Raw genomic sequence first — 21,535 nt, 5'->3', positions numbered from 1 at the left:
TTCCTAGCGAATATGAATAACGGTTCATACCAAGGGCTGCCCCGGACAATGCGAGGGCCAGCGCCCCAACCTCGCCGAATACCTGCGGCTCGGCTACGCCCCCCAGGACACCTGCCACTGCTGGGGCGGCGCGGCGGAGACACTCGAGGACGCGACCGCCGACTTCGCGCTCGCGGACTGGGCACGACGGCTCGGCCGCGACCGCGAACACGACGTGCTGATGCCCCGGGCCGGCTGGTGGCGCAACACGTTCAACCCGTCGGCCGGCCAGGAGGGCGGCTACCAGCAGGCACGCAAGGCCGACGGCACCTGGCTGTGGCCGTTCTCGGCCACCTCCGACGCCGGATTCGCCCAAGGCACCAGCGCCACCTACACCTGGACGCGACCCGCGAGGCGGTCTCGTTCACCAGCCCCACGGCGCCGAACGTCAAGATCTTCGCACTCACGACCCGCACGTGATCAGGCCGGCAGGACCGGCGCCGAGTTGGAGCGGGCCCGCGCCGGGCAGCAGGTGGCGTAGCGGTTCCGGCTGAGTGATCTGCTGGAGGACGATCCGGCTCCGGAAGTCGAACCGCGGGTACTGGTGGCGACGTTCAGTCCCCAGTGGTTCATGGCGCGACGTGGGAAAGGCCGGGGCGTTGACAGGCCCGCAGCGAACTGCGGGCCTGTCACGTGCACGACCGCCGCGCTCCTACCCTTACTGCGGCCTGACCGCCACGGGTTTCTCGGTCGCGGTATTTACTACGACCCGGTTGCCCAGCGGTGCCTTCAACTGGAGTTGCACCCGATGCCAATACGCGGTCAACATGCTGTACGTCGGTTCTTCCCATGGCCACGGCCGATCGCAGATGTCCTCGTCTACGAGAACACCGATGACGACCGTCGACGCGGATTCCTCCACCGAGGTGTCGGCCACACGCTCGCACTGCTCGGGATCCGAGGGAGGGCGGCTGAACGCGACCTGCACGGTCAGCATCCGTCCGTCGGGTGCCAGCGTCACGTTTTCAACCTCGCGCCACGCCGATGTACCGCATCCCGCCGAAACCAGCAAGAGGCCGGCCACCGCGAGTACTCTGCTCCCCAGGCCGGCCCTGTGCATGCTCATCGACTCCGCTCTCGCTTACTCGCGTTTCATGACATCGCCTTTCCCCGCTGCGGCGGTAAGGCTAACGCCGGTCGAGGCCGTCGAGCATGAGGGGGAGGAAGCGCTTCGGGATGACGTCGGGGTGACAGGCGAACACGTTGAGCAACTCCATGAGGTCATCGGTGCCGACATCTGGTCGCAGCGCGCCGTCCGCCTGCGCCAGTCGTACCAGCTCATCAAGCCGACGCACCAGCGCCTGCCTCGCCTGCGGCGCGGTGGTCCCGGCCAGCGCGGCCGCGATGGCGCCGCGGCCCTTCTCCACGCTGTAGACGACGAAGGTGCGAATGGCCGACCAGGCGCCAGGTTCGGCCGCCACGGCGCGGTCCAGGGCGTCCATGAGCTCGTGAACATACTGCTCCGCCAGGGCCGCGAGCAGCACACCGCGGTCGGGGAAGCGGCGGTAGAGCGTGCCGACGCCGACCCCGGCCCGGCGGGCGATCAGCTCCATCGGCGCGTCCGCGCCGCGCTCGGCCACAGCCTCGCGGGCCGCCTCCAAGATCCTGTCCCGATTGCGGCGGGCATCGGCGCGCATTGAACTCCCGTTGAAGTGGACGACAGGCTTCCGCTTAGTATACAACCGGAATCTGACATTCCACTTAGGAGGTTGCGATGATCATGGTGGCGGGTGCGACGGGCACGATCGGGCGCGCGCTGGTCGAGGAACTCGGCGGTGCGGTGCGAGCCGTGGTACGGCGCGCGGAACAGGGCGAGGAGCTGGGCTGCGGGTACGTGGTCGGCGACCTGGAGCGGCCGGAGAGCATCCCGCTCGAGCCGGGTGACAGGCTTTTTCTCAACAGCGGGTTGTGGCCGGGCTTCGTGGCAGCACACAAGGCGGTCATCGATCACGCGGCGGCGGCGGGTGTGGCGCAGGTGGTGACCGTGTCCGTGTACGGCGTGACGTCGGGCAGCCTGCTCGGGTTCGGCATGCACGGGCAGGTCGACGAGCATCTGAAGGCGTCGGGGGTGCCGTGGTCGATCCTGGCGCCCGTCGGCTTCATGCAGAATCTCGCGGGCGACGTCGACGAGGAGGGGCGGATCTTCGGCTCGTACGGCAGAGGGAGGGTCGGCTACATCGACGCGCGGGACATCGCGGCGGTGGCGGCCGCGTTGCTCACGCGTCCCGTCGGCACCGACGCCACGTACGAGCTCACCGGCCCGGTGGCGCCTACGCACGACGAGATCGCCGCCGAGCTCACCCGAGCACTCGGCCGGACCGTACGTTACGTGGACCAGCCGGTCGAGGAGGCCGCCGTTCGCCTGGAGAAGCGCGGCATGCCCGCCCCAGCGGCCCGTGACCTGGCCGAACTCATGGCCCAGATCGGGGATGGGCGCTGGGCGAGCACGACCACGACCGTGGCCGACATCCTGGGCCGCGAACCGCGATCGCTACGGGAGTTCCTCGGGTAGACGTGCGCCCCGGCGGAGCGATCAGAATTGGACGTTGGTCATCGTGTACCACGTCGGAGCGAAAGCCAGCAGGGCCAGCACGCCGAGGACCGCCAACGACTTGAGTACGCGTGAGGTGGTGATGGTCGCGGGCGCGACGGGCCGCAGTTTCCCCCGTCCGACCGCGATGAACGCCGAAACGCCGCCCAGCAAGACATTCGCCGGCACCAATGCGTATTCGCCGCGCGTGATGTGAAAACCAGCCGCGAGGATCATTGTCAGCGTCAGGCCGGCGGCGGCGAGTGGCGTCAGCTTCGGTTTGACTCCCGTCATCGCCGGCAGGATCAGGCCGACGCCGCCAAGCACCTCACAGACTCCGATGAAGACGATCAGGGGCTGCGGCACGGCGGCGTACCACGCCACGGCCCGGGGCGCCGCCGCATACAGAGCTCCGTCGTACAGCAGCACCTTGCCGAAACCGCTGCCGGCGAAGAAGAAGCCGAACAACGCTTGAAGCGACCAGAGTGCGCCGTTGAGCGTGAACCTCATTCCGCGCCCCTTGGGCTGCTGCTCGACGTCCTTAACACCGTCGTCCTTAACGCCGTCGCTTACGTGCTGGCCCATGTCCTGTCACTGCCTTTCTCATCGGATTGGTGCTGGTACGTGGTGACAGGACTCATCCGACCACCGCAGCAAGGTCGGGCGCGGCGTCCGTGGGACACGGTGGGACACGCGAGACGCGGTCCAGCTGCGAAAACAGGAATTTGTGCCGTGGCCGCGGGCTGGGACGGCTCTCGTGGCGCGCGCGGTACATGGTTGTCACCCGCGAGGTAATGTCACGGTCCGTGTTGGATATCTAGAGTTCTACACATGACGGATGGTCCGCGGATGACCCTGCAGACGATGCTCGTGCTGGAAGAGATGCTGTCCGACCCGACCAAGCGCCGCTACGGGCTGGAACTGTGCGAGAAGACCGCTCAGCCCAGCGGCACCATTTACCCGATCCTGGCCAGGCTGGAGCGCGAATTCGGCTGGATCGAGCGCCACAAGGAGTCTGCGGCCGAGCACCTGGCGCAGGGCCGCCGCGCCCGCTACTACTACACGCTGACCGAGGAGGGCGCTCTCCGGGCTCGCGCCGCCCTCGAGCGAGCCGAGCGGTCCCGCGGACCCGCCGTGAACCTCCGGCCGGTGACGTCATGACCGGCTTGCTGGAGCCGCTGCTGGCTCGGCTGCCCGCCGAATCGACGGCTGTGGAGCGTGGCCGGATTCAGCGTGCTTACGAGTTCGCCGCCCGTTGCCATGAGGGCCAGGTGCGCAAGAGCGGTGACCCGTACATCACCCACCCCGTCGCCGTGGCGGAGATCGCGATCGACGCCGGTCTGGACTGCGCCACTGTCTGCGCCGCCCTGCTCCACGATGTCATCGAGGACACCGGATGTGACGCCGCACAGCTCCGCGCGGAGTTCGGCGACGAGATCACCACGCTGGTCCAGAGCATGACCGAGCTCGACCACAGGCACGATCAGGCGCCCATCGACGCCGCGGACAACCGCGTCCTCGCCCTGAAGGTGCTCGACCGGCTGCACAACATGCGCACCATCCAGCACCTCGACCAGGACAAACAGCGGCTGAAGAGCAAGCAGACGCTGGACATCATCGCACCGCTCGCCGGGCACCTCGGCCTGCGCGCCATCGCGGACGAACTCGAATCGATCGCCCGCGGCCGCCTGACCCACCTGCTCGGGGACACCGGCGCGACGTACCAGGTGCTCGTCCTCGGCGCGCTGCTTCTCCCGGCGGCGGTGAGAGCGAGCTATGTGGACGAATGGCTCGGCGAGCTCGACGTGCTGGGGGACCCGCGGGCCCGCACCCGCTTCGCGCTCAGGCTGGCTCTCGGCATGCCCGCTCTGGCTCTGACCCTGCGCCGCCCCATACGGCACATGCCGGCCGATCATCTGCTGTCCGTTCTCCGTTGGATCCTACGGACGGACCTGCGCACCTGGACCCCACTGACCGTCTTGCTCGGCTGGATGATCGTGGAAACCGCCCGGAACAGCCTCGGCGCCACCATAGCCATCCTGATCACGGTGCCCCCCGCCCTCCACGCCGGCGTCACCCGCCTACGCACGAAGCTCGGTCTTGATCAACCGGCCGAGCCCACCTAAGGGCGGTTATCGCTCTGCCCGCATCTACCGTCTGCGGGGCGGGTCAGCCGAGCTTGAGCAGCAGTTCGGTGAGCTCGGCCGGCATGGTGATCATGCAATCGTGGCCCGTCTCCAGTTCCCACACCTGTGCCGGGCTGCCGTTGGGCTGGATCGCTGGGACGGGCCGCCGCTTGATGCCCTCCGGTGCGCGGGCGACGCAGTGAATGTGCGTCCGCGCGATCGTGCGTACGGCCGGATTGTCCAGCCGTACCGGTTGCCGGAAGCAGAGCACCGGCTGATCCGACAACATCATCCGCAGCCACGCCACGTCCGCCGGTTCGGTGACCCCGAACAGACCAAGGGGCGGCGGCAACTCGGGCATCGGCGGGATCCGCCACCCGACCCCGGACTCCGCGGCACGGTCGATGAGGGCCTGGGTCATGGGATGCACATCCATCGCGCTCTCGCCGTCCTCCGGGACCATCGCGTCGAGATAGACCAGATGGGTGATCCGATCCGGGATCCGATTGGCGGCGGACGAGATGACCAGCCCGGCGTAGCTGTGGCCCACCAGGATCACGTCGGTGAGGCCCTCCTCGGTGATCACCCTGACGATGTCGTCGACGTGCGTGTCCAGCCCCACCTCGGGGCCGAGCAGATGCGCCTTGTCGCCGAAGCCGGTCAGCGACGGCGTGAGCACCCGATGCCCGGCCGACGCCAGCAACGGGACCACCCGCTCCCAGCATTGCCCGCTGTGCCAGGCCCCGTGTACCAGCAAATATGTTGACATGGTGTAGCTCCTTGCTCGCGGGAGGGACCACCGGCCGATATCGCCGGTGTTCGTGCCGGAAGCGAGATTTCCGCTCACCCGCCGACGGAGCCAGCGCCCCCGCGATCCTGGGGGTGACAGGACCAGGCACGCACGAAGGTGCGCGAACTACCTTGGGGACATGAGCGACGAATCCAACCTTCTTGGCGATTACGTACGCGCCCGCCGGGAGCTCGTCACTCCTGACCAGGCCGGTATTCGCTCCGTGGGCGTACGGCGCGTGTCGGGCCTGCGCCGGGAGGAGGTCGCGATGCTCGCCGGCATCAGCGCCGACTACTACCTACGCCTGGAGCAGGGCCGCGACCGCAACCCCTCCGCGCAGGTCCTCGAGTCGCTCGCCCGCGTGCTGCTGCTCGACGACGACGCGACGGCCTACTTGCTACGCCTCGGGGCGGACAAGCCCCGGCGGCGTCGGCGGCGCTCCCGGAAGGAGACTGTCCCTCCGGGCGTCGCCAAGCTCGTTGACACGCTTGCGCTCCCCGCGTACGTGGAGGGCCGCTACTTCGACGTCCTCGCCGCCAACGCGCTGGCGACCGCTCTGTCACCGCGGCTCGTGGCGGGGGGCAACCGCCTGCGGGACGTGTTCCTCGACCCCGCCGAGCAGGCCCTTTACCCGGACTGGGAGGACGCCGCGCAGGGCATGGTCGCCGGCTTCCGCGAGTCCGTCGGCACCGACACGGACGACCCCCGATTCATCGAGCTCGTCGGCGAGCTCTCCCTCGCCAGCCCTCGCTTCAGCAGGCTCTGGGCCCGCCACGACGTGAACACGTGCGAAGGCACACCTAAGCACATCGACCACCCCCAGCTCGGTGGCCTGAGGCTGAACCGGGAGAGACTGGTCGTCAGCGGCGCGACAGGCCAGACACTGGTGGTCCTCCACCCGGACCCCGGCACCGACAGCGCCGACAAGCTGGCGCTCCTCGCGTCCGTCATGCGGACATGACCCCGACTGTGCCCAGTCGCTTGGCCGGGTGGAGGCGATGTCACTTTCCGCACAGGCGTCCTAAGCTTTCGGGAATCTGGGCAGAGGACGGTAGCACCAGCTTGTCCGTCCTCTGCGCTACCGTGCGTCTTGTTCCGTACTCGTGTGCGCGACGGTGAGGTCCTGGCATGGATGGAGGTGTTCTCTGTCGCACGCGCCACTGTTGACCGGGTGCTGGACCGCGAACATCCAATCACGCACCCGGAAGGTCAGTGACATGGCCGGCCACGCCGTCATCACCCCAGGGGTCCACGTCTGATGTACTTCATCCATCGCGACTGGGAAGCCGGGCCGCTGTGCAAGAGAGTCCAGCACGTGCCCGGCCCCACCGTCTTTGAGTGGTTTCGCGGCTTGTGGGAGCCGGACGGCCTCGACCGGGCGCACTCCGACCTGAACGACGCACCCTACGCGTTGGAATGGCTGAGGGAATGCGGCGACACCCCTCCTGAGGACATGGTCGAACTACGCCGCCGGATTCGGATGCAGCTGTGGGCCGACAATGAGCTGCACATCGATGCCCACAGCATCCGCATCAGCAGCATGGGCACGAATCTGGAGGAAGCGTTCTACTTCGTCGACGACGCCCGTGTCGCTGAGCAGCCGGACCGCTGGGCCTACCCCGTCCACCCCTCTTGGCCGCTGCCCGACGCCGTTGCTCCCGGCCCGACGCCGTTCGTCGCGCCCTTCCCCTGCGCGGAGCTCGCCGCCTCAACAGCTGGCGATGTTGGCACCACTTACTTGCTGTTCACTGCTCTAAATGCCAGGCACGACACCCTTGGCTGGGATCGGACTTACGCTTTTCCCGGTGTGCGACTGCCTCAACTCGGCGCCGCACTGCGCCGGCCCATCCAGAATCTGGACACCTGGCCCGGCCACCTCCTCGATCTCAGAGCATTGGTAGCCCCGGACGAAGACGGCATCGCACCTGCCCTCGAACGTCTCAACCGTTTTGCCGGCGAAGCCAGAGATGTCCCTGAGCCGCACGACCAGGCGCACCAGACGGCGCTGGAACACCTGCGCAGCTTCACCCCCGACAACGGTCGTCTGCCCGAGCGGACACTCATCCAGGTCGGCGAGCACCTGGCGCAGATGGCCCTTCACACGGACTTCAACGGCCATCGGCCCTGGTACATCTTCGACGACATCTGGGCCAGTGCCCACCCCGACCTGGCCGCCTCTCTTATCCACTACGCCTACCACTGGGATCCCGGCTGCACGCGTAAGCACGGGTGGATGATGCCCTGCGCGCACGAGGAGTACCTGGATCTCCACCTGCGTTGGGCAGACCGCGTTCGCGACTACGAGCCCTACGACGAACCGTTGGTGACCGAGCTGACCGGCTTGCGCAGCGTGGCTGAACTACGCCATCAAATCTTCCAGAACACCGGCACCGGCAAGCAGCGCCTCCTGCTGGTCCTCGATCAGGACCATCGGCGCGAGCTGTTCGGTGTCATCGGCGCCGTTCTGGGGCATCCGACCCCCGACGTCTGCGAACTCCGCTATATCCACCTGGTCGAACCCCGCCACCATGCGGAGCTGTCCGCTCGGCTGATCAAGGCGCTCTGCTTCGAACTGCGGAAAGAGGGCTACACCAGCCTCGTTCTCAGGCAACCCTCGACCGCGTTGTGCCAGAAGCGGCTGGGGCTGGTCACCTCGCGCGGCACGTCGCCCACCAGCCAAGTGATCCCCTTGACCGACATCCACCTACCCGAGGAGTACGCCTGGCGGGCGGATCCGTTCCTCCTCTGAATCCGACGAAGGACCGTCCGAGCGCGGCTCCTGCCGGGAGGGTAAGGTAGTGATCTTCGGCTGGCTCATGCTTCCGGAGCCCTCCAAGGCGTACGCCCATGAAGCACCTCTCTCAAACGCTCACCGGCCTTCGCCTCGACGCGGCGCTGAAGGGCGTGGCCACCACCTTTCGTGGCATGACCGCCCGCCCCGACGAGCACAACTGCGAGTGCCATTGGGGCAGCGCGGAAGACCTCGCTCGTCTGAAGGTGCCGGACGTGTGGCTGAGCCTCGACCTTCTGGGGCGCACCTTGAGGGCCACCGACTGGGATGACCATGGATCGGTGCTGCGCCGCATCCTGCCCCAGCTGGCGTCCGACCTCGTCGACGGTTACGTGGAGAATTTGTCCGGCATGGAGGAGGTTGGTCGCTCATTCGTTCGTGGTCAGTGGCGGGATTGGCCCGCGGAGCAGGTGTCGGCGATCTGGGCATTCCTGCACGCGTGGTGGACGTACAGCCTCACCACATCCGAGATCGCCGTGCCCGCGCATGAGGTGCTCGTGCTGTGCACCGAGGCGTCTGGCACGCTCGACCCGTGGCTGGCCGCTTGGGAGGCGGTGGCCCACCCCGTCGCCGACCAGCGCCTGGCTGAAGCGGTGGCCCACTGGGAGTCCGACCTGCCGGCAGACCGGCTCCCTTGGGACGCCTGGGATGAGGAGGAGGACAAGCGCGCCAAACTGTCCGCCTGGCTGGCCCGCCACGCCCCCGCGCGACTGCGAGCCTATGGCGCCCCGAGCAACTGGTTCACTGTGTACGACTGCTGACAGAGGGTCGTCCATCGGCGCCGGGTCGGACGGGACCGTCGCCATAATGGGCGAGCATAGCCGGTGACCTGGGCTGATCTCTCATTTCATGGACGCCGCGCTTTCCTGCGCTATAACGTCCCGTGTTATGGGGAGAGGCGAGCGCAAGGCATGGATCGACAAGCGCGCCGAAATCATGAGCCGTCCGGGCGCCGGAGCCGCTTACGAAGCCGCTCGGATCCGCTTCGAGCTGGGTGAGACCGTCTCAGGTGAGGCCGTCGAGGCGCCACCAGGTGCCTGAAGGCCAGGTGCGGCCGTTCCAGGCGCGGCGCTCGAGCGGTCGGGGATCGGGTTCGACTCGGCTCTGGCCGGCGTCGAAGATCATGGTCTGGCGGTGTTCGGCGTCGTAGGGTGCCCAGCCGGGCGCGGCACCCCGGGCGAAGTGCCCCCAGGTGTCGTGCAGTTCTGCCGACAGGGCCTGGTCGGCGGGTTCGGTGAGTGGGGTCGACTGCCAGATCATCGGTGCGTCCGCGCTGTGCCCGCCCCGTAGCAGCCTGCCCAGGGGAGTCGTGGCGGGTACCCCGGGAAAGGGGCCGTCGTAACGGGATCGCCACACCGGGGCGTGTCGCGCCTGCGCTTCGGCCAGCCGGGTTGTGGGGATGCCGTACCGCTCGTCGCTCAGGATGGCCAGGCCGAGCGCGGTGTCGTCGAGTTCGGGTCGGCTCTCGCGGTACGCGGCCAGCATCGTGTCCGCCTCGGCCGCGCCGAACAGCTCGGCCAGCACCCTCGGTGCCTGCTCGGCAGTACTGGCGTCCAGCATTTGGAAGGTGCCGCCCTCGTTCCCGCAGGTCTGGGCGAGCAGTGGGATACCGGCGGCGGCACCCGCGGCGATGGCGTCGATGGGCCTGCCGGACAGCACGGTCCCGTCGATGACGGGCCGCCAGATCCAGAGGGCCTTCGCTCCGGTGGCGATGGCGTCCTGCGCCGCGAGCATCTCGGCGGCGGGCACCTCGCGCACTCGGTCGGCGCTCACACCGAGCTCCCGAAGGAACCGTACGGTCACGGCCTTGGCCTGCGCCGGGGTGGCGACGTGGTCGCCGCCGCCGCTGCTGGACGCGGCCCGGTGGATCAGCCCTCGGGTGAGCGGGGTGGCCAGCAGGTTGGCCACGCTCTTGGCGCCGGCGGACAGCCCGTACAGGGTCACTCGCTCCGGGTCGCCGCCGAATGCCGCGATGTTCTCCCGTACCCAGCGCAACGCCTGAATTTGGTCGAGCAGTCCTGAGACGCTTGAGGAGTCGCCGATGTCGAGGAAGCCCAGGCTGCCCAGCCGGTAGTTGAAGCTGACCACGACGAGATCATGGGTGCGGGCGAAGAGCGCCCCGTCACCGTACATGTCGGTACCGTTGCCGGCGAGATAGCCACCTCCGTGCACCCACACCAGCACCGGCCTCAACCGGCCGTTCGGGGGAGGAGCCGCCACGTTCGCGTACAGGCAGTCCTCGTCCATGGCCGGCGCCGGTAGACCGGGCAGGACGGACTGCGTGGCCGCGTTTCCCGGCGCGGTGGCATCCCGCACTCCCTGCCAGGGCGCCGGTGGCTGCGGTGGCCGCAACCGGAGCTCGCCCACGGGGGGAGCGGCATAGGGGATCCCCTGCCAGACGAGCACATCACCGAGATCGACGCCACGGACCGTACCAGCACGAGTCTCAACAAGGGTCACGGCGACCTTCATAGCAGTCGACGAAGGGCCATCGGAAGTCGGCCCACCCCGCCGGCCGGTTGACGCAACCGAATGGTTGCCATAGTGTTGTGGCAACCGAATGGTTGCAACAGATGGAGGTGTGTCATGGGTTTTCCCGATCGCATCGAGCGCAGCATCAGCGTCGCCCACCCGCCCGCGAAGGTGTGGGAAGCGATCACGACGGCTGAGGGGTTGGGCACGTGGTTCGGTCACAAGGCGACCGTCGACCTGCGTGTCGGCGGCCTCGCCCAGCTGACCTTCGAGGGTGGCCACAACGCCTACCTGCGCATCGAGCGCCTTGAGCCGCCGCATGTGTTCGGCTACACGTGGGGCATCAACGGCCTGCCGGCTGAGGATCCGCGCCGTACCTATGTCGAGTTCACCCTTGAGCCGGAGGCCGAAGGGACCCGGCTCACCGTGGTCGAATCCGGCTTCGCGCAACTGCCCGACGACCTCTACTCCGGCGCGTACGGCGGCAACGTCAAGGGATGGCAGAGCGAGCTGGACGAGCTCGTCGAATACCTCGATGCCCGAGCGTGAGCCGGAGGCCGTCGCGGAAGAGGTCTTCGCCGCGCTGGCCGATCCCAGCCGGCGGAGCATCCTGGCCGCGCTCGCGTCCCGCGGGCCGGCCACAGCGACGGACCTGGCGGCCGGCCTGCCGATCACCCGGCAGGCGATCGCCAAGCACCTCGGCCTGCTCGCCGAGGCCGGGCTGGTCATCGCCGAGCCCGGCGAGCGGCGCCGCGTCCGCTACCGGCTCCAGTCAGCCCCCATCCAGGTCGCGCAGCAGTTTCTCGCCGCGCTGGCCCGTGACTGGGACTCCAGTCTCGACGCCCTCAGGCGGCATCTGGGTACGTGAGGGGCAGGGGGAGTCGTGACGACATCGGATCGTGTCGCGGGCGCCGGTGCCCGTGACTTGATCGCGTGGTAACGACAAGGAGAAGACAATGATCGATCACAAGACCGGAACGCGTGAAGAGTGGCTCGCGGCCCGGCTGGAGCTGCTCGAGGCCGAGAAGGCCCTGACGCGGCAGGGTGACCAAGTGGCGCGGCAGCGGCAGGAGCTGCCCTGGGTCCGCGTCGACAAGGAGTACCGCTTCGAGACCGATGAGGGCACAGCGTCCCTCGCCGACCTCTTCGAGGGACGCTCGCAGCTGCTCATCTACCACTTCATGTTCGGTCCTGACTATCAGGCGGGATGCCCGTCCTGCTCGGCGATCGCCGACGGCTTCAACGGCTCCGTCGTCCACCTCGCCAACCACGACGTCACGCTCTGCGCGGTGTCGCAGGCCCCGCTCGCCAAGCTGCAGGCGTACAAGCGGCGGATGGGCTGGAGCTTCCCCTGGGCCTCATCGTTCGGAAGCGACTTCAACTACGACTTCCGGGTGACGCACACCAAGGAGGAGTGGCAGTCGGGAGCCGTCGAGTACAACTTCCGCCCGATGGACGTCCGGCCGCCGGAGTCGGGTGAGGAGAATCCCGTCCGCGTCGAGTTCGCGTCGAGCGTGGGCACGGACTGGCCGACGTACCGGCAGCAAGGGCCCGGTATGAGCGCGTTCGTGCTCGATGATGACGTCGTTTATCACACCTACTCGACGTACGAGCGCGGGGTGGACGGTCTCTGGGGCATGTTCCAGTGGCTCGACCGCGCGCCACTCGGCCGCAACGAGACCGGCTTCTGGTGGCGCCGCCATGACGAGTACGACAGCCAGTGATCACTGTCTGGCTTTGGCCGCGCGCCTCCATCCCGTCGCGGCCATGATCAGCAGGAGCGTCGCAAGGGCCGACCAATAGGCCGTGTACCGCAGGCTCGACGGTGGGTTGGTGAGCGCGGATGCCAAGCCCGGCAGGACGTAGATCGCCGCCGCCAACGCCCAGCGCGGGCTGCGCGCGACAGTGGTGGCCCACACCCCTGTCAAGAGCAGGACGCCTTCCATGCCCGCCCTGACCAGCTGCCAGGTCTCGCCGTACTCCACGAAACCGGGCGCGTAGGTGAGGACGAAGGCGGCCGCCGGGATCGCCAGCCACCACCACGGTCGCGTGCGCAGGCCGCGCGACCTCCTGCTGACCGCGAGGACCACGGCCCCGGCCGCCAGCAGGCCGTAGGGCGTCAACGAGACCCAGTTGTGGTACGCCGGGCCCAAGAACGGCGCCCATCCCGTCGCCTCGGTCCCGAGGAGCATGGCCCGGCCGGTCGAGAGCGCGACGGCCAAGGCCAAAGGCAGTGCCGCCCGCGCCCAGCCGCGCAGCAGCGCGACCACCAGCGCCGCCGACGTGGCCAGCCACCAGGGGGAGGCGTGGTCGGCGATGTTGTACGACAGATTGGCCAGGGCCAGCGTCAGGAGGCCGAGATGTACGCCGTCGGCCCACCATGGTGCGGGTCCCTCGGCGGCCTTGCGGGTCCTGGCCGCGAAGCCCGCCGTGACGAGGGCGGCCGTCTCCCGCGGCGAGGGGAGGCGGCGCGGCGAGTCGTTCATCAACGTGCCGAGGATCTCGGCGCCGTATTCGGCACGGTGACCGGAGGGGAAGGCCCGCAGGAACAGCCGGTACCAGCTTTCGGTGAACGCCTCGCTCATGCCCGTGCCGTCCCCAACGCCGGGGCGATCCGTCCCGTGACGACCCGGGCGGCCTGCTCCATCCGCGCCGCCTCCTTGATGACAGCCGCACGTCCGTCCTCGGTCAGCCGGTAGTAGCGGCGGGGGCGGCCCTGGACGGTCTCCTCGCGGTCCACGGCGATCAGTCCGTCGCCCGCCAACCGGTCCAGCGCGCCGTAAAGGGTGCCGACGGCGAGCCGCACCCGCCCACCGGACTGCTCCTCGGCCCGCTTGATGATCCCGTAGCCGTGCGAAGGCCCATCGAGTAACGCGGCCAGTACGAAGTACGTGGGCTCGCTCATCACTGGCGATCTTTTAACCATACGGGCGACGATATATCGGGCAGCGAAGTATGTGAAGCCTTGAAACCACCCAGATGGTGCCCGTGCGCGCGTAACGGCGCCCGGCGCCGTGCGGGTTCAGCGGCCGTATTCCTGGAGGTCCTGAGCCATGTGCGGCGGGTGGCGGTGGGGGCGGCTGTGCCGTACGAGAAGAGAAGGGTTTGTGCTTGTCGATTGGTCAGCCCTTGTCGCTGCCCTCGTTGGCGCCGCGGACGAAGCGGCGCTGGAATATCACGAAGATCACCGCCACCGGGATCGTCGCGAGCAGCGCCGCCCCCAGCTTGAGCGGGTACTGCGTGCCGCCTCCCAGCGACCCGCTGACCAGGTCGGCCAGCCCCCGGGGCAGCGTGAACAGCGCCGGGTTCTGGACGGCCACCAGCGTGTGCGGGAACTCGTTCCACGCGCTCTGGAACGAGATGATCGTCAGCGTGATCAGCGCAGGCCGCGCCATCGGCAGCACTACCGACCAGAACGTGCGGAACGCGCCCGCCCCGTCGATCCGGGCCGCCTCCTCCACGCCCGCCGGGATCGAGTCGAAGAACTGCTTCATGATGAACACCCCCGCCGCGTCCACGAGGACCGGCAGGATCAACGCCAGATAGCTGTCATACATCCCCAACTGCTTGAGGACCAGAAATTTCGGGATAAAGAGGACTACGCCCGGAACGGCCATCACCGCGATGATCGCCCCGAAGAGCGCCGCCCGCCCGCGGAACCTCAGCCTGGACAGCGCGTACCCGGCCAGCGAGTCGAGGAACACCCGCCCGACCGTCAGCACGAGCGTCACCAGCAGCGAGTTGCCCAGCCACACCGGCATGTCGGTGCCGCTGAACACTCGCTCGAACCCCGCCAGCGTCAGCGGCTGCGGGATGGGCGACAGCGGTGAGGCGGCCGCGTCCGGCTCGGTCTTGAACGAGTTCGCGATCTGGATGACGAACGGGTAGATGAACACCAGCGCGAAGAAGATCAGGATCGCGTAGCCGGTGAAGGTGCTCGCGAGCCTGCGCACCCCACCCCCCGCCGTCCTGTCCCGAATCGGGAGCGTCACGAGATCCTCCTCTCCCGCATAACGCGCCGCTGGAACAGCGTCAGCAGCACGATGATGAGGAACAGCACGAACGAGATCGCCGTCCCAGCCCCGTAGTCGAAGTCCCGGAACGCCGTCCGGTACGACAGGAACGCCGGGGTCAGCGTGGTCTTGGCCGGAGCGCCCTTGCTCATGACGTAGATCTGGTCGAACACCTGCCAGCTCCCGATCGTCCCGAGCGTCAGCACCAGGAACATCGTCGGCCTGAGCATCGGCAGCGTCACGTACCGGAAGCGCTGCCACCGCCCCGCCCCGTCGAGCACGGCCGCCTCCTCCAGCGTCACCGGGATGTCCTGCAACGCCGCCAGGAACATCAGCATGAACGTGCCCGACGTCGTCCACACCACCAGCGCGATGATCGCGCACATCGCCACGCTCGGCCCGGACAGCCACTCCCACCACGACAGGCCGAACGGCCCCGCCCCGGCGAGCGCCGCCGGCGGCGTGTCCATGCCGAGCAGCAGGTGGATGATCCCTCTGGCGTCGGAGAACCACTGCGGCCCCTGGATGCCGAAGAAGCCGAGCAGCTGCGTGAGCGCCCCGGAGTTGCTGAAGATGAACAGGAACACCACGCTGATCGCCACCGAGCTGGTGACCGACGGGAAGTAGAACGCGCTCCTGAAGAACGACTTGCCCTTGAGCAGGCGGCTGTTCACGATCAGGGCCAGGCCCAGCGCCAGCGCCGTCTGCAGCGGTACGACGATCGCCACGTAGTAGGCGTTGTTCCGGACGCTGATCATGAAGTTCTCGCGGGCCAGGTCGTCACGGGTGAACAGCCGGCCGTAGTTCTCCAGCCCGACGAACGGCACGCCGCTCTTGAACGGGCTGCCCTGGCCGTTCCACGAGGTGAGGCTGACCCACATCGCCATCAGGATCGGCAGCAGCAGGAACACCCCGAGGATCACCACGACCGGCGCGACGAACAGCCACCCCGTCACGTCGTCCTTGGCCCGGTTGCGGCGCATCACTCGCCCAGCGCGGACTGCGTGTTCTTCTGCAGTCTGGCCAGCAGCGCCTTCGGGTCCTGCGAGGTGAGCTGCTGGAGCCCGGCGTCGAAGTCGGACAGGACGCTGTCCATCTTGGCGGCGTTGACCGGGCCCTGGGCGTAGGCGGCGCCGTCCACGAACGCCGTGTCCGCGGGGAACTCCTTGACGTAGGCGTCCTTGGCCGACTGCCGCGACGGCATGACCCCGAACGCCTTGGCGAACGCGAGTTGCTGGTCGGCCTTGGTCATCGCCTCGACGAAGGCGATCGCGGCCGTCTTGTTGGCGCTCTTGGCCGCGATGCCCCAGCAGTTCGTGAACGACAGCGTGCCCTGCTTGGCCCCGGCGGGCAGCGGGTGGGCCGTGTACTGGATGTCGGGGTAGTCGGCCTTCAGCGCGCCCTTGATCCAGTTGCCCTCGATCGTCATCGCGGCCTTGCCCTTGCCGAACGCCTCACCGGCCCACTCCGCGCCGAGCTGCTTGGGGGACTGGGCCAGCTTGTCCTTGAGCAGGGTCTTGACGTACTCCAGGGCCTTGAGGTTCTCCGGGCTGTCGCCGGTGGCCTGCTTGCCGTCGGCGCTGGTGATCCAGCCGCCCGCCTGCACCATGAACGCGCCGATCCGGTCGCGGGTGTCGCCGATCGCCAGCGGGGTGATGCCCTTGGCTTTGAGCTTGCCGGCCGCCTCGGTGAGCTGTTCCCACGTGGTCGGCACGTCGGCCGCCGCCAGGCCCGCCTTCTTCCACAGGCCGTCGTTGACGATCAGCGCCAGCGTGGAGAAGTCCTTCGGCGCGCAGTAGAACTTGCCGTCCCGGGTGAAGGTGGTGCGCAGGCTCGGGTAGAAGTCGTCCGGGTTCGAGATCTTGTCCCCGTACGGCTCCAGCGCGCCGACACTGGCGTAGTCGGCGAACCGCGAGGCGTCCACATAGAAGACGTCGGGCGGGGTGCCGCCGGCGAACGCCTGGCCGAGCTGCTGGTGGATGTCCTGCGCCGGGGTGACCGTGGCCTGGTTGCCGCTCGCCTTCGCCCACGCGTCCGCGGCCTGCTTGACCGCCGTCGTCTCCGGGTCGCCGGAGGAGGCGATGAGGATCTTCAGCGAGGCCGGGCCGCTGCTCTGCGGCGCGGCCGACGGCTTGTCCTCGAAGCCGCTGCCGCACGCGGTCGCGGCCAGCGCCAGTACGGCGAGCGTCGCCAGGGGGAGGTGTTTCATCGCGTTTCCTTTCACGCTGTACGCCGGATGACCAGGGAGGGTTGAAGCAGTACGTGATCCGGCTTGTCCGGGCTGTCGTCTTCGAGGAGCCGGGTCAGCACGCGGACACAGCGCACGGCGGCGTCCGACAGCGGCTGGCTCAGGCTGGTCAGGCCGATCGCGGCCGCCACGGGCGTGTCGTCGAACCCGATCACGGGCACCGGCCCGGCCTGCATGGCGCCCAGGGCGACGGAGTCGCTCACGCACACCAGGGCGGTGGCGCCGGCGGCGATCAGCTCCCGCGCCGCAGTCTCACCCTCGGCCGCCGACCCATCGGTCCGCCGCTCCAGGACGCCCGCCTCGCCATCTTTTGTGCGCGCTTCGGAGTTTTTCGCGCGCGGCGTCAGGCTCGCGGCTTCGAGTGCCCGGGCCCAGCCGCTCCTGCGGTCGTCGCCCACGCCGGAGCCCTCTGGCCAGCCGATGAAACCGATCCGCCCGTGACCCGCGTCGAGCAGGTGCCGGGTGGCGGCGGCCGTACCGGCCGCGCCGTCGACGTCCACCCACGGATGGTCGCCGCCCTCCGGCATGCCCCACGGCCGCCCGAACGTGACGAACGCCAGCTCCCGCTCGGCCAGCCACGAGGTGCGCACATCGCCGTAATGGGTGCCGGTCAGGACGAACGCATCCGGTTCGTACGCCCCGAGCAGGTCGTCGAACGTGGCGATCTCCGACTGGTCATCGTCGGCCGAGTAGAGGATCACCCGATACCCCGCCTTGGCCGCCGACTCGGTCAGCCCGTGCAGGAACCGGTCGAACACGTTCATGCCATCCTGGGTCTGCTCGATCCGGACGGCCAGGAGCCGTGACCGGCCGGTCCGCATGCGGCGCGCGGCCTGGTTCACCCGGTAGCCGAGCTCCTCGACCGCCTGCCGTACGCGCTCACGCGTCTCCTCGCGGACGAGGTCGGGGGAGTTCAGGACGTTCGAGACGGTCTGCCGGGAGACGTTGGCACGCCGCGCGACGTCGGCGATCGTCACCTTTTCGGGCATCATGTCGCTTTCTAATGGTTTGAACGTTCAAACGGCGGTATGGCAGGATTGGATCGTTCAAGTAAACGGAGTGTTACGAACTATCTCCCTTGGATGATTCGCCTGTCAAGATTTTGGGGGCCGCTCGTGCTCGACCAAGCCACGCACCGCCTGCAACCGCTGCTGCACGACCTCGTGAGCACCGTCCTGGCACCGACGACCGCGCTGAGCGGGACCGACGGGCAGATCAGGGCGGCCGGGGTGCAGGGCCTCTTCCATGCGGACGCGAGGGCGTTGTCGCAGGTGAAGCTGGCCGTGGACGGCAGGGAACCGGAGGCGGTGGGGCACGCGGCGCAGGCCGCCGGCCGTACCAGGTTCGTGTCGCTGGTCCGCTGGCTGGGCGACCCGATCGCCGACCCCACGGTCCGCGTCGACCGTACCCGCGAGGTCGCGCCCGGACGGATGGCGGAGCTCATCGAGATCGCCTCCACCGCCACCCGCCCGGTGACGGCCACCGTCACCCTCGACCTGAGCTGCGACTTCGCCCCGATCGAGCTGGTGAAGTCCGGCGGCAGCGCCCCTCCGGCCGCCGTCACGCCCGCCTCGTCAACCGATGGCGCTTGCCTGGAGTGGCGGTCCGGCCGCATCCGCGTACGGGCGACCGCCGAGAACGCCACGGCCGAGCCGGAGACCGAAGGGCGGTTTCGGTGGGAGGTCGCGCTGGCGCCCGGCGAGCGCGTCACGCTGCGGTGGGCCGTCGTGATCGACGACCCCGAGGCGGTGGTGACCGCGCCGGTCAAGCCGCTGGAGTGGAACGTCCCGCAGGTGACGGCCGACGACGCCCGCCTCGTACGGCTGGCGGCCCGCTCGCTCGAAGACCTGCGCTCCCTCCGGCTGGCCGAGACCGGTGAGCCGGGTGACACGTTCCTGGGGGCGGGGGTGCCGTGGTTCCTGACGCTGTTCGGGCGCGACAGCCTCTGGGCCGCCAGGATGCTCCTGCCCCTGGGCACCGACCTGGCGGCGAGCACTCTGCGCGTACTGGCCAGACGACAGGGCACCCACGTCGGCCCGGCCACCGGTGAGGCGCCCGGCAAGATCATGCATGAGCTGCGCCGCCACGAGCACAGCGGCGGCGACCTGCGGCTGCCCGCCGCCTACTACGGCACCATCGACGCCACCCCGCTCTGGATCGGCCTGCTGCACGACGCCTGGCGCTGGGGCATGCCCACCGCCCAGATCGAGCCCCTGCTCCCCGCTCTGGAGGCGGCGCTCGGCTGGCTCGGCGACCACGCGGACCCGGACGGGGACGGCTTCCTGGAGTACATCGACTCCACCGGCCACGGCCTGGCCAACCAGGGGTGGAAGGACTCGGGCGACGCCGTTCGCTTCCGCGACGGCCGCCAGGCGGAGCCGCCCATCGCGCTGGCCGAGGTCCAGGGGTACGCCTGCGCCGCCGCCCACCAGGGGGCCGCCCTGCTGACGGCGTTCGGGCGGAAGGGGGCTGAGCGGTGGCTGGACTACGCGGGCACGATGGCCGACCGCTTCCGCGCCCGCTTCTGGGTCACCCACCCCGCGCCTGCCACCGAGCGGGGGAGTGGTCATCTCGCGCCTGGGGGAAGTGGCCATCCCACGTCGGTCAGGAGCTGGGAGAGCGGTCCTCCCGCGTCGGTGGCGGGCCGGGAGAGCGGTTTTCCCGCGCTGGCCCTTGACCGCGACAAACGGCCGGTCGACTCGCTGACCAGCAACATCGGCCACCTCCTCGGCACCGGACTGCTGTCGCCGGGGGAGGAGGCGAGGGTGGCGGAGCTGCTGGGCACCCCGGCGATGTCCGGCGCCTTCGGGCTGCGGACGATGTCGGCGGACGACGGCGCGTTCAGCCCGCTGTCCTACCACTGCGGGTCCGTCTGGTCGCACGACACCGCCATCGTCATCGCCGGACTCGCCAGGACCGGTCATGGCCGGCTGGCGGCGGAGCTGGCGCGGGGCCTGCTGACGGCGGCGGAGGGCTTCGACTACCGCCTGCCCGAGCTGCACGCGGGCGACGACCGGGACACGGTCGGCCAGCCGGTGGCCTACCCGGCCGCCTGCCGTCCCCAGGCGTGGTCGGCCGCCGCAGCCGTGACGCTGCTGCACACGGCTGTGGGCCTGTATCCGGACGTGCCGGGCGGCAAGGTCCTGGTGCGTCCTCTGGCGGGGGCCCCGCTCGGCGCGGTCACGGTGCGCGGCCTGCGGGTGGCGGGCGCCGACGTCACCGTGTCGATCGACCGGTCAGGCGGAGTCCAGGTAACGGGCCTCCCACCTGGCCTGTCGGTCGAGGTGGCCGACCCCGAACTGTCGGTCGAAGTCACCGAGCCCGGCCTGCCGGTCAGGGGGCTGTGAGGGGGCAGTGGGCCTTGAGGGGTCGGTGGGGCTGCGGTTCCCTCGCCGACCGGCGGCTGCGTCCGGTCCGGCCGCGTCCTTGACGGTCAGTGGGCCCAGAGGGGCCAGTGGGCCAGAGAGTCAGGGGGCCGGGAGGACGGAGAGCTCTGCGAGGTGGGCTCGCGGTGGGGCGGTGAGGGCCGTCAGGACCATGGAGGCGACCGCGGCCGGGGGTAGGCACCGGTCGGGGTCGTACGGCGAGCCGAAGTCGGTCCGGACCTTGCGCAGCAGTTCGGTGGCCGTGGCCCCCGGGTAGATCGTGGTGACCCGGATGCCATGGGGCTGTTCCTCGTCCCGTACGGCGTCGCCCAGCTCGCGCAGTGCCGCCTTGCTGGCCGCGTAGGCAGGCCAGCCGGTGGGGCTCAGACCGGGCGCGGCGTTGATGAGGACCACCCGGCCGCGGCTCCTGCGCAGGGCGGGCAGGAGGAGGCGCAGCAGTTCGGCGGCCGAGGCGACGTTGACGTTCAACGTGTCGCGCCACAGCTCCACCGTGCTGTCCGCGGTCGTCGTCACCTCGGCGATGGCCGCGCAGTGTACGAACCCGTCCAACTCCCCGATGGGCGGCAGCGCGGCGGCCAGCGTCTCCGGCCGGGCCAGGTCCGCCACGATGGCGATGACACTGCCGGGGGTGAAACCGGCGGGCGTTACATCGAGGTGCGTGATGGTGGTGGGCCTGACCTCGGCGGGAGTGACCTCGGCGGGTGTGACCGTGGGGGTGGCCGCTGCGGGAGCGCTCCCGGCAGCGGCGACGGCGGCGGACGGTACGGCCGGGGTCATGATCTCCGGCCACGGGAGATTCGCCGCGACCGGGGTGATCTCGCCCAGCCCTGCGATCCCATCCATGGCATCAGGCCCGGCGATCCGGTCCGTGCCGTCAGGTCCGGTGACCTCGTCCATGGCATTGGGCCCGGCCGGTCGGTCCACGGTGGCGAGTTCGCCCGATGTGGCGAGTCCGCCCGATGTGGCGAGTTCGCCTGAGGCGGCGAGTTCGCTCAGGCGGGCCGGGTCGCGTACCAGGGCCAGGACCCGGTAGCCCGCGTCCAGCAGCGTCGTGGCGATGGCCGAGCCGATGCCGCCCGTCGCCCCTGTCAATAAGATCGTCCCAGCACGGGTCATGATCAGAGCGTGGCAGAGGCGCGG

23 protein-coding genes are annotated in these 21,535 nt (G+C 69.2%); 11 read left to right on the top strand and 12 right to left on the bottom strand.

The window, feature by feature from the left end; genetic code table 11:
- Positions 1-16: 16 nt before the first annotated feature.
- Positions 17-520, top strand: coding sequence for a glycoside hydrolase domain-containing protein (locus ACIBO2_RS41490; protein ID WP_358546413.1), 504 nt, complete (start codon positions 17-19; stop codon positions 518-520).
- 177 nt (positions 521-697) lie between these two features.
- Here the strand turns inward: ACIBO2_RS41490 and ACIBO2_RS41485 are convergent, their stop codons facing one another.
- Together ACIBO2_RS41485 and ACIBO2_RS41480 are read right to left on the bottom strand one after the other, a co-directional pair.
- The gene (locus tag ACIBO2_RS41485; protein ID WP_397303929.1) at positions 698-1,063 is read right to left on the bottom strand and encodes a hypothetical protein; all 366 of its coding nucleotides are present in this window, start codon (positions 1,061-1,063) and stop codon (positions 698-700) included.
- Positions 1,064-1,166: 103 nt separating this feature from the next.
- On the bottom strand, positions 1,167-1,676 hold the full coding sequence (locus tag ACIBO2_RS41480; RefSeq protein ID WP_397303928.1) for a TetR/AcrR family transcriptional regulator: 510 nt from the start codon (positions 1,674-1,676) through the stop codon (positions 1,167-1,169).
- Positions 1,677-1,753: 77 nt separating this feature from the next.
- Between ACIBO2_RS41480 and ACIBO2_RS41475 the strand changes: the two genes are divergently transcribed.
- Positions 1,754-2,551 (top strand): NAD(P)H-binding protein, encoded by a 798-nt coding sequence (locus ACIBO2_RS41475; RefSeq protein WP_397303927.1) that lies wholly within the window; start codon positions 1,754-1,756, stop codon positions 2,549-2,551.
- Positions 2,552-2,572: 21 nt separating this feature from the next.
- Here ACIBO2_RS41475 and ACIBO2_RS41470 read toward each other — a convergent pair whose 3' ends face one another.
- Positions 2,573-3,079 carry a DoxX family protein gene (locus ACIBO2_RS41470; RefSeq protein ID WP_397303926.1) on the bottom strand — a complete coding sequence of 169 codons (507 nt, stop codon included), beginning with the start codon at positions 3,077-3,079 and terminating at the stop codon, positions 2,573-2,575.
- 321 nt (positions 3,080-3,400) lie between these two features.
- On the opposite strand from ACIBO2_RS41470, the gene ACIBO2_RS41465 reads away from it, so the two are divergent.
- Both ACIBO2_RS41465 and ACIBO2_RS41460 read left to right on the top strand, forming a co-directional pair.
- Positions 3,401-3,730, top strand: coding sequence for a helix-turn-helix transcriptional regulator (locus tag ACIBO2_RS41465; RefSeq protein ID WP_358546156.1), 330 nt, complete (start codon positions 3,401-3,403; stop codon positions 3,728-3,730).
- Positions 3,727-4,695, top strand: coding sequence for an HD domain-containing protein (locus tag ACIBO2_RS41460; protein WP_397303925.1), 969 nt, complete (start codon positions 3,727-3,729; stop codon positions 4,693-4,695). The genes ACIBO2_RS41465 and ACIBO2_RS41460 overlap by 4 nt, the downstream gene beginning before the upstream one ends.
- Positions 4,696-4,738: 43 nt before the next feature.
- On the opposite strand, the gene ACIBO2_RS41455 is transcribed toward ACIBO2_RS41460, so the two are convergent.
- Positions 4,739-5,464, bottom strand: a complete 726-nt coding sequence (locus ACIBO2_RS41455) for an alpha/beta fold hydrolase (protein WP_358546150.1) — start codon at positions 5,462-5,464, stop codon at positions 4,739-4,741.
- Between the two features lie 160 nt (positions 5,465-5,624).
- On the opposite strand from ACIBO2_RS41455, the gene ACIBO2_RS41450 reads away from it, so the two are divergent.
- The 3 genes from ACIBO2_RS41450 to ACIBO2_RS41440 all read left to right on the top strand — a co-directional run bounded on the left by ACIBO2_RS41450 (position 5,625) and on the right by ACIBO2_RS41440 (position 9,037).
- Positions 5,625-6,446: a helix-turn-helix transcriptional regulator gene (locus ACIBO2_RS41450; RefSeq protein ID WP_358546148.1), complete on the top strand. Its 822-nt coding sequence runs from the start codon at positions 5,625-5,627 to the stop codon at positions 6,444-6,446.
- A gap of 297 nt (positions 6,447-6,743) precedes the next feature.
- Positions 6,744-8,234: a hypothetical protein gene (locus tag ACIBO2_RS41445; RefSeq protein WP_358546146.1), complete on the top strand. Its 1,491-nt coding sequence runs from the start codon at positions 6,744-6,746 to the stop codon at positions 8,232-8,234.
- A gap of 98 nt (positions 8,235-8,332) precedes the next feature.
- On the top strand, positions 8,333-9,037 hold the full coding sequence (locus ACIBO2_RS41440; protein ID WP_358546143.1) for a hypothetical protein: 705 nt from the start codon (positions 8,333-8,335) through the stop codon (positions 9,035-9,037).
- A 244-nt stretch (positions 9,038-9,281) separates the two neighbouring features.
- Here the strand turns inward: ACIBO2_RS41440 and ACIBO2_RS41435 are convergent, their stop codons facing one another.
- Positions 9,282-10,736 (bottom strand): carboxylesterase family protein, encoded by a 1,455-nt coding sequence (locus ACIBO2_RS41435; protein WP_358546141.1) that lies wholly within the window; start codon positions 10,734-10,736, stop codon positions 9,282-9,284.
- Positions 10,737-10,862: 126 nt separating this feature from the next.
- On the opposite strand from ACIBO2_RS41435, the gene ACIBO2_RS41430 reads away from it, so the two are divergent.
- The 3 genes from ACIBO2_RS41430 (at position 10,863) to ACIBO2_RS41420 (ending at position 12,472) form a co-directional block, all read left to right on the top strand.
- A complete protein-coding gene (locus tag ACIBO2_RS41430) occupies positions 10,863-11,297 on the top strand; it encodes an SRPBCC domain-containing protein (protein ID WP_358546138.1) in 435 nt (144 codons plus the stop codon).
- Positions 11,284-11,616, top strand: a complete 333-nt coding sequence (locus ACIBO2_RS41425) for a metalloregulator ArsR/SmtB family transcription factor (protein WP_358187549.1) — start codon at positions 11,284-11,286, stop codon at positions 11,614-11,616. Before ACIBO2_RS41430 ends, ACIBO2_RS41425 begins: the two co-directional genes overlap by 14 nt.
- An 88-nt stretch (positions 11,617-11,704) precedes the next feature.
- Positions 11,705-12,472 carry a DUF899 domain-containing protein gene (locus ACIBO2_RS41420; protein WP_397303924.1) on the top strand — a complete coding sequence of 256 codons (768 nt, stop codon included), beginning with the start codon at positions 11,705-11,707 and terminating at the stop codon, positions 12,470-12,472.
- Here ACIBO2_RS41420 and ACIBO2_RS41415 read toward each other — a convergent pair whose 3' ends face one another.
- The 6 genes from ACIBO2_RS41415 to ACIBO2_RS41390 form a co-directional block, all read right to left on the bottom strand.
- Positions 12,473-13,333, bottom strand: a complete 861-nt coding sequence (locus ACIBO2_RS41415) for a hypothetical protein (protein WP_358546134.1) — start codon at positions 13,331-13,333, stop codon at positions 12,473-12,475.
- On the bottom strand, positions 13,330-13,653 hold the full coding sequence (locus ACIBO2_RS41410) for a PadR family transcriptional regulator (protein ID WP_358546131.1): 324 nt from the start codon (positions 13,651-13,653) through the stop codon (positions 13,330-13,332). The genes ACIBO2_RS41415 and ACIBO2_RS41410 overlap by 4 nt, the downstream gene beginning before the upstream one ends.
- Before the next feature lie 217 nt (positions 13,654-13,870).
- Complete coding sequence (locus ACIBO2_RS41405) at positions 13,871-14,740, bottom strand: carbohydrate ABC transporter permease (protein ID WP_358546128.1); 870 nt, start codon at positions 14,738-14,740, stop codon at positions 13,871-13,873.
- A complete protein-coding gene (locus tag ACIBO2_RS41400; protein WP_397304028.1) occupies positions 14,737-15,744 on the bottom strand; it encodes a carbohydrate ABC transporter permease in 1,008 nt (335 codons plus the stop codon). Before ACIBO2_RS41400 ends, ACIBO2_RS41405 begins: the two co-directional genes overlap by 4 nt.
- On the bottom strand, positions 15,744-16,970 hold the full coding sequence (locus ACIBO2_RS41395) for an extracellular solute-binding protein (protein WP_397303923.1): 1,227 nt from the start codon (positions 16,968-16,970) through the stop codon (positions 15,744-15,746). The genes ACIBO2_RS41400 and ACIBO2_RS41395 overlap by 1 nt, the downstream gene beginning before the upstream one ends.
- 11 nt (positions 16,971-16,981) lie before the next feature.
- Positions 16,982-18,001 (bottom strand): LacI family DNA-binding transcriptional regulator, encoded by a 1,020-nt coding sequence (locus ACIBO2_RS41390; protein WP_397303922.1) that lies wholly within the window; start codon positions 17,999-18,001, stop codon positions 16,982-16,984.
- Positions 18,002-18,124: 123 nt separating this feature from the next.
- On the opposite strand from ACIBO2_RS41390, the gene ACIBO2_RS41385 reads away from it, so the two are divergent.
- Positions 18,125-20,356: a glycogen debranching N-terminal domain-containing protein gene (locus tag ACIBO2_RS41385; RefSeq protein ID WP_397303921.1), complete on the top strand. Its 2,232-nt coding sequence runs from the start codon at positions 18,125-18,127 to the stop codon at positions 20,354-20,356.
- A 120-nt stretch (positions 20,357-20,476) separates the two neighbouring features.
- On the opposite strand, the gene ACIBO2_RS41380 is transcribed toward ACIBO2_RS41385, so the two are convergent.
- Positions 20,477-21,511, bottom strand: coding sequence for an SDR family NAD(P)-dependent oxidoreductase (locus ACIBO2_RS41380; RefSeq protein WP_397303920.1), 1,035 nt, complete (start codon positions 21,509-21,511; stop codon positions 20,477-20,479).
- Positions 21,512-21,535 lie beyond the last annotated feature (24 nt).

The organism is Nonomuraea sp. NPDC050022 (assembly GCF_044460705.1).
Lineage (GTDB): Bacteria > Actinomycetota > Actinomycetes > Streptosporangiales > Streptosporangiaceae > Nonomuraea.
The sequence above is the reverse complement of the archived record's forward strand: the minus strand, read 5'-3'. Positions and strand labels throughout refer to the sequence as shown.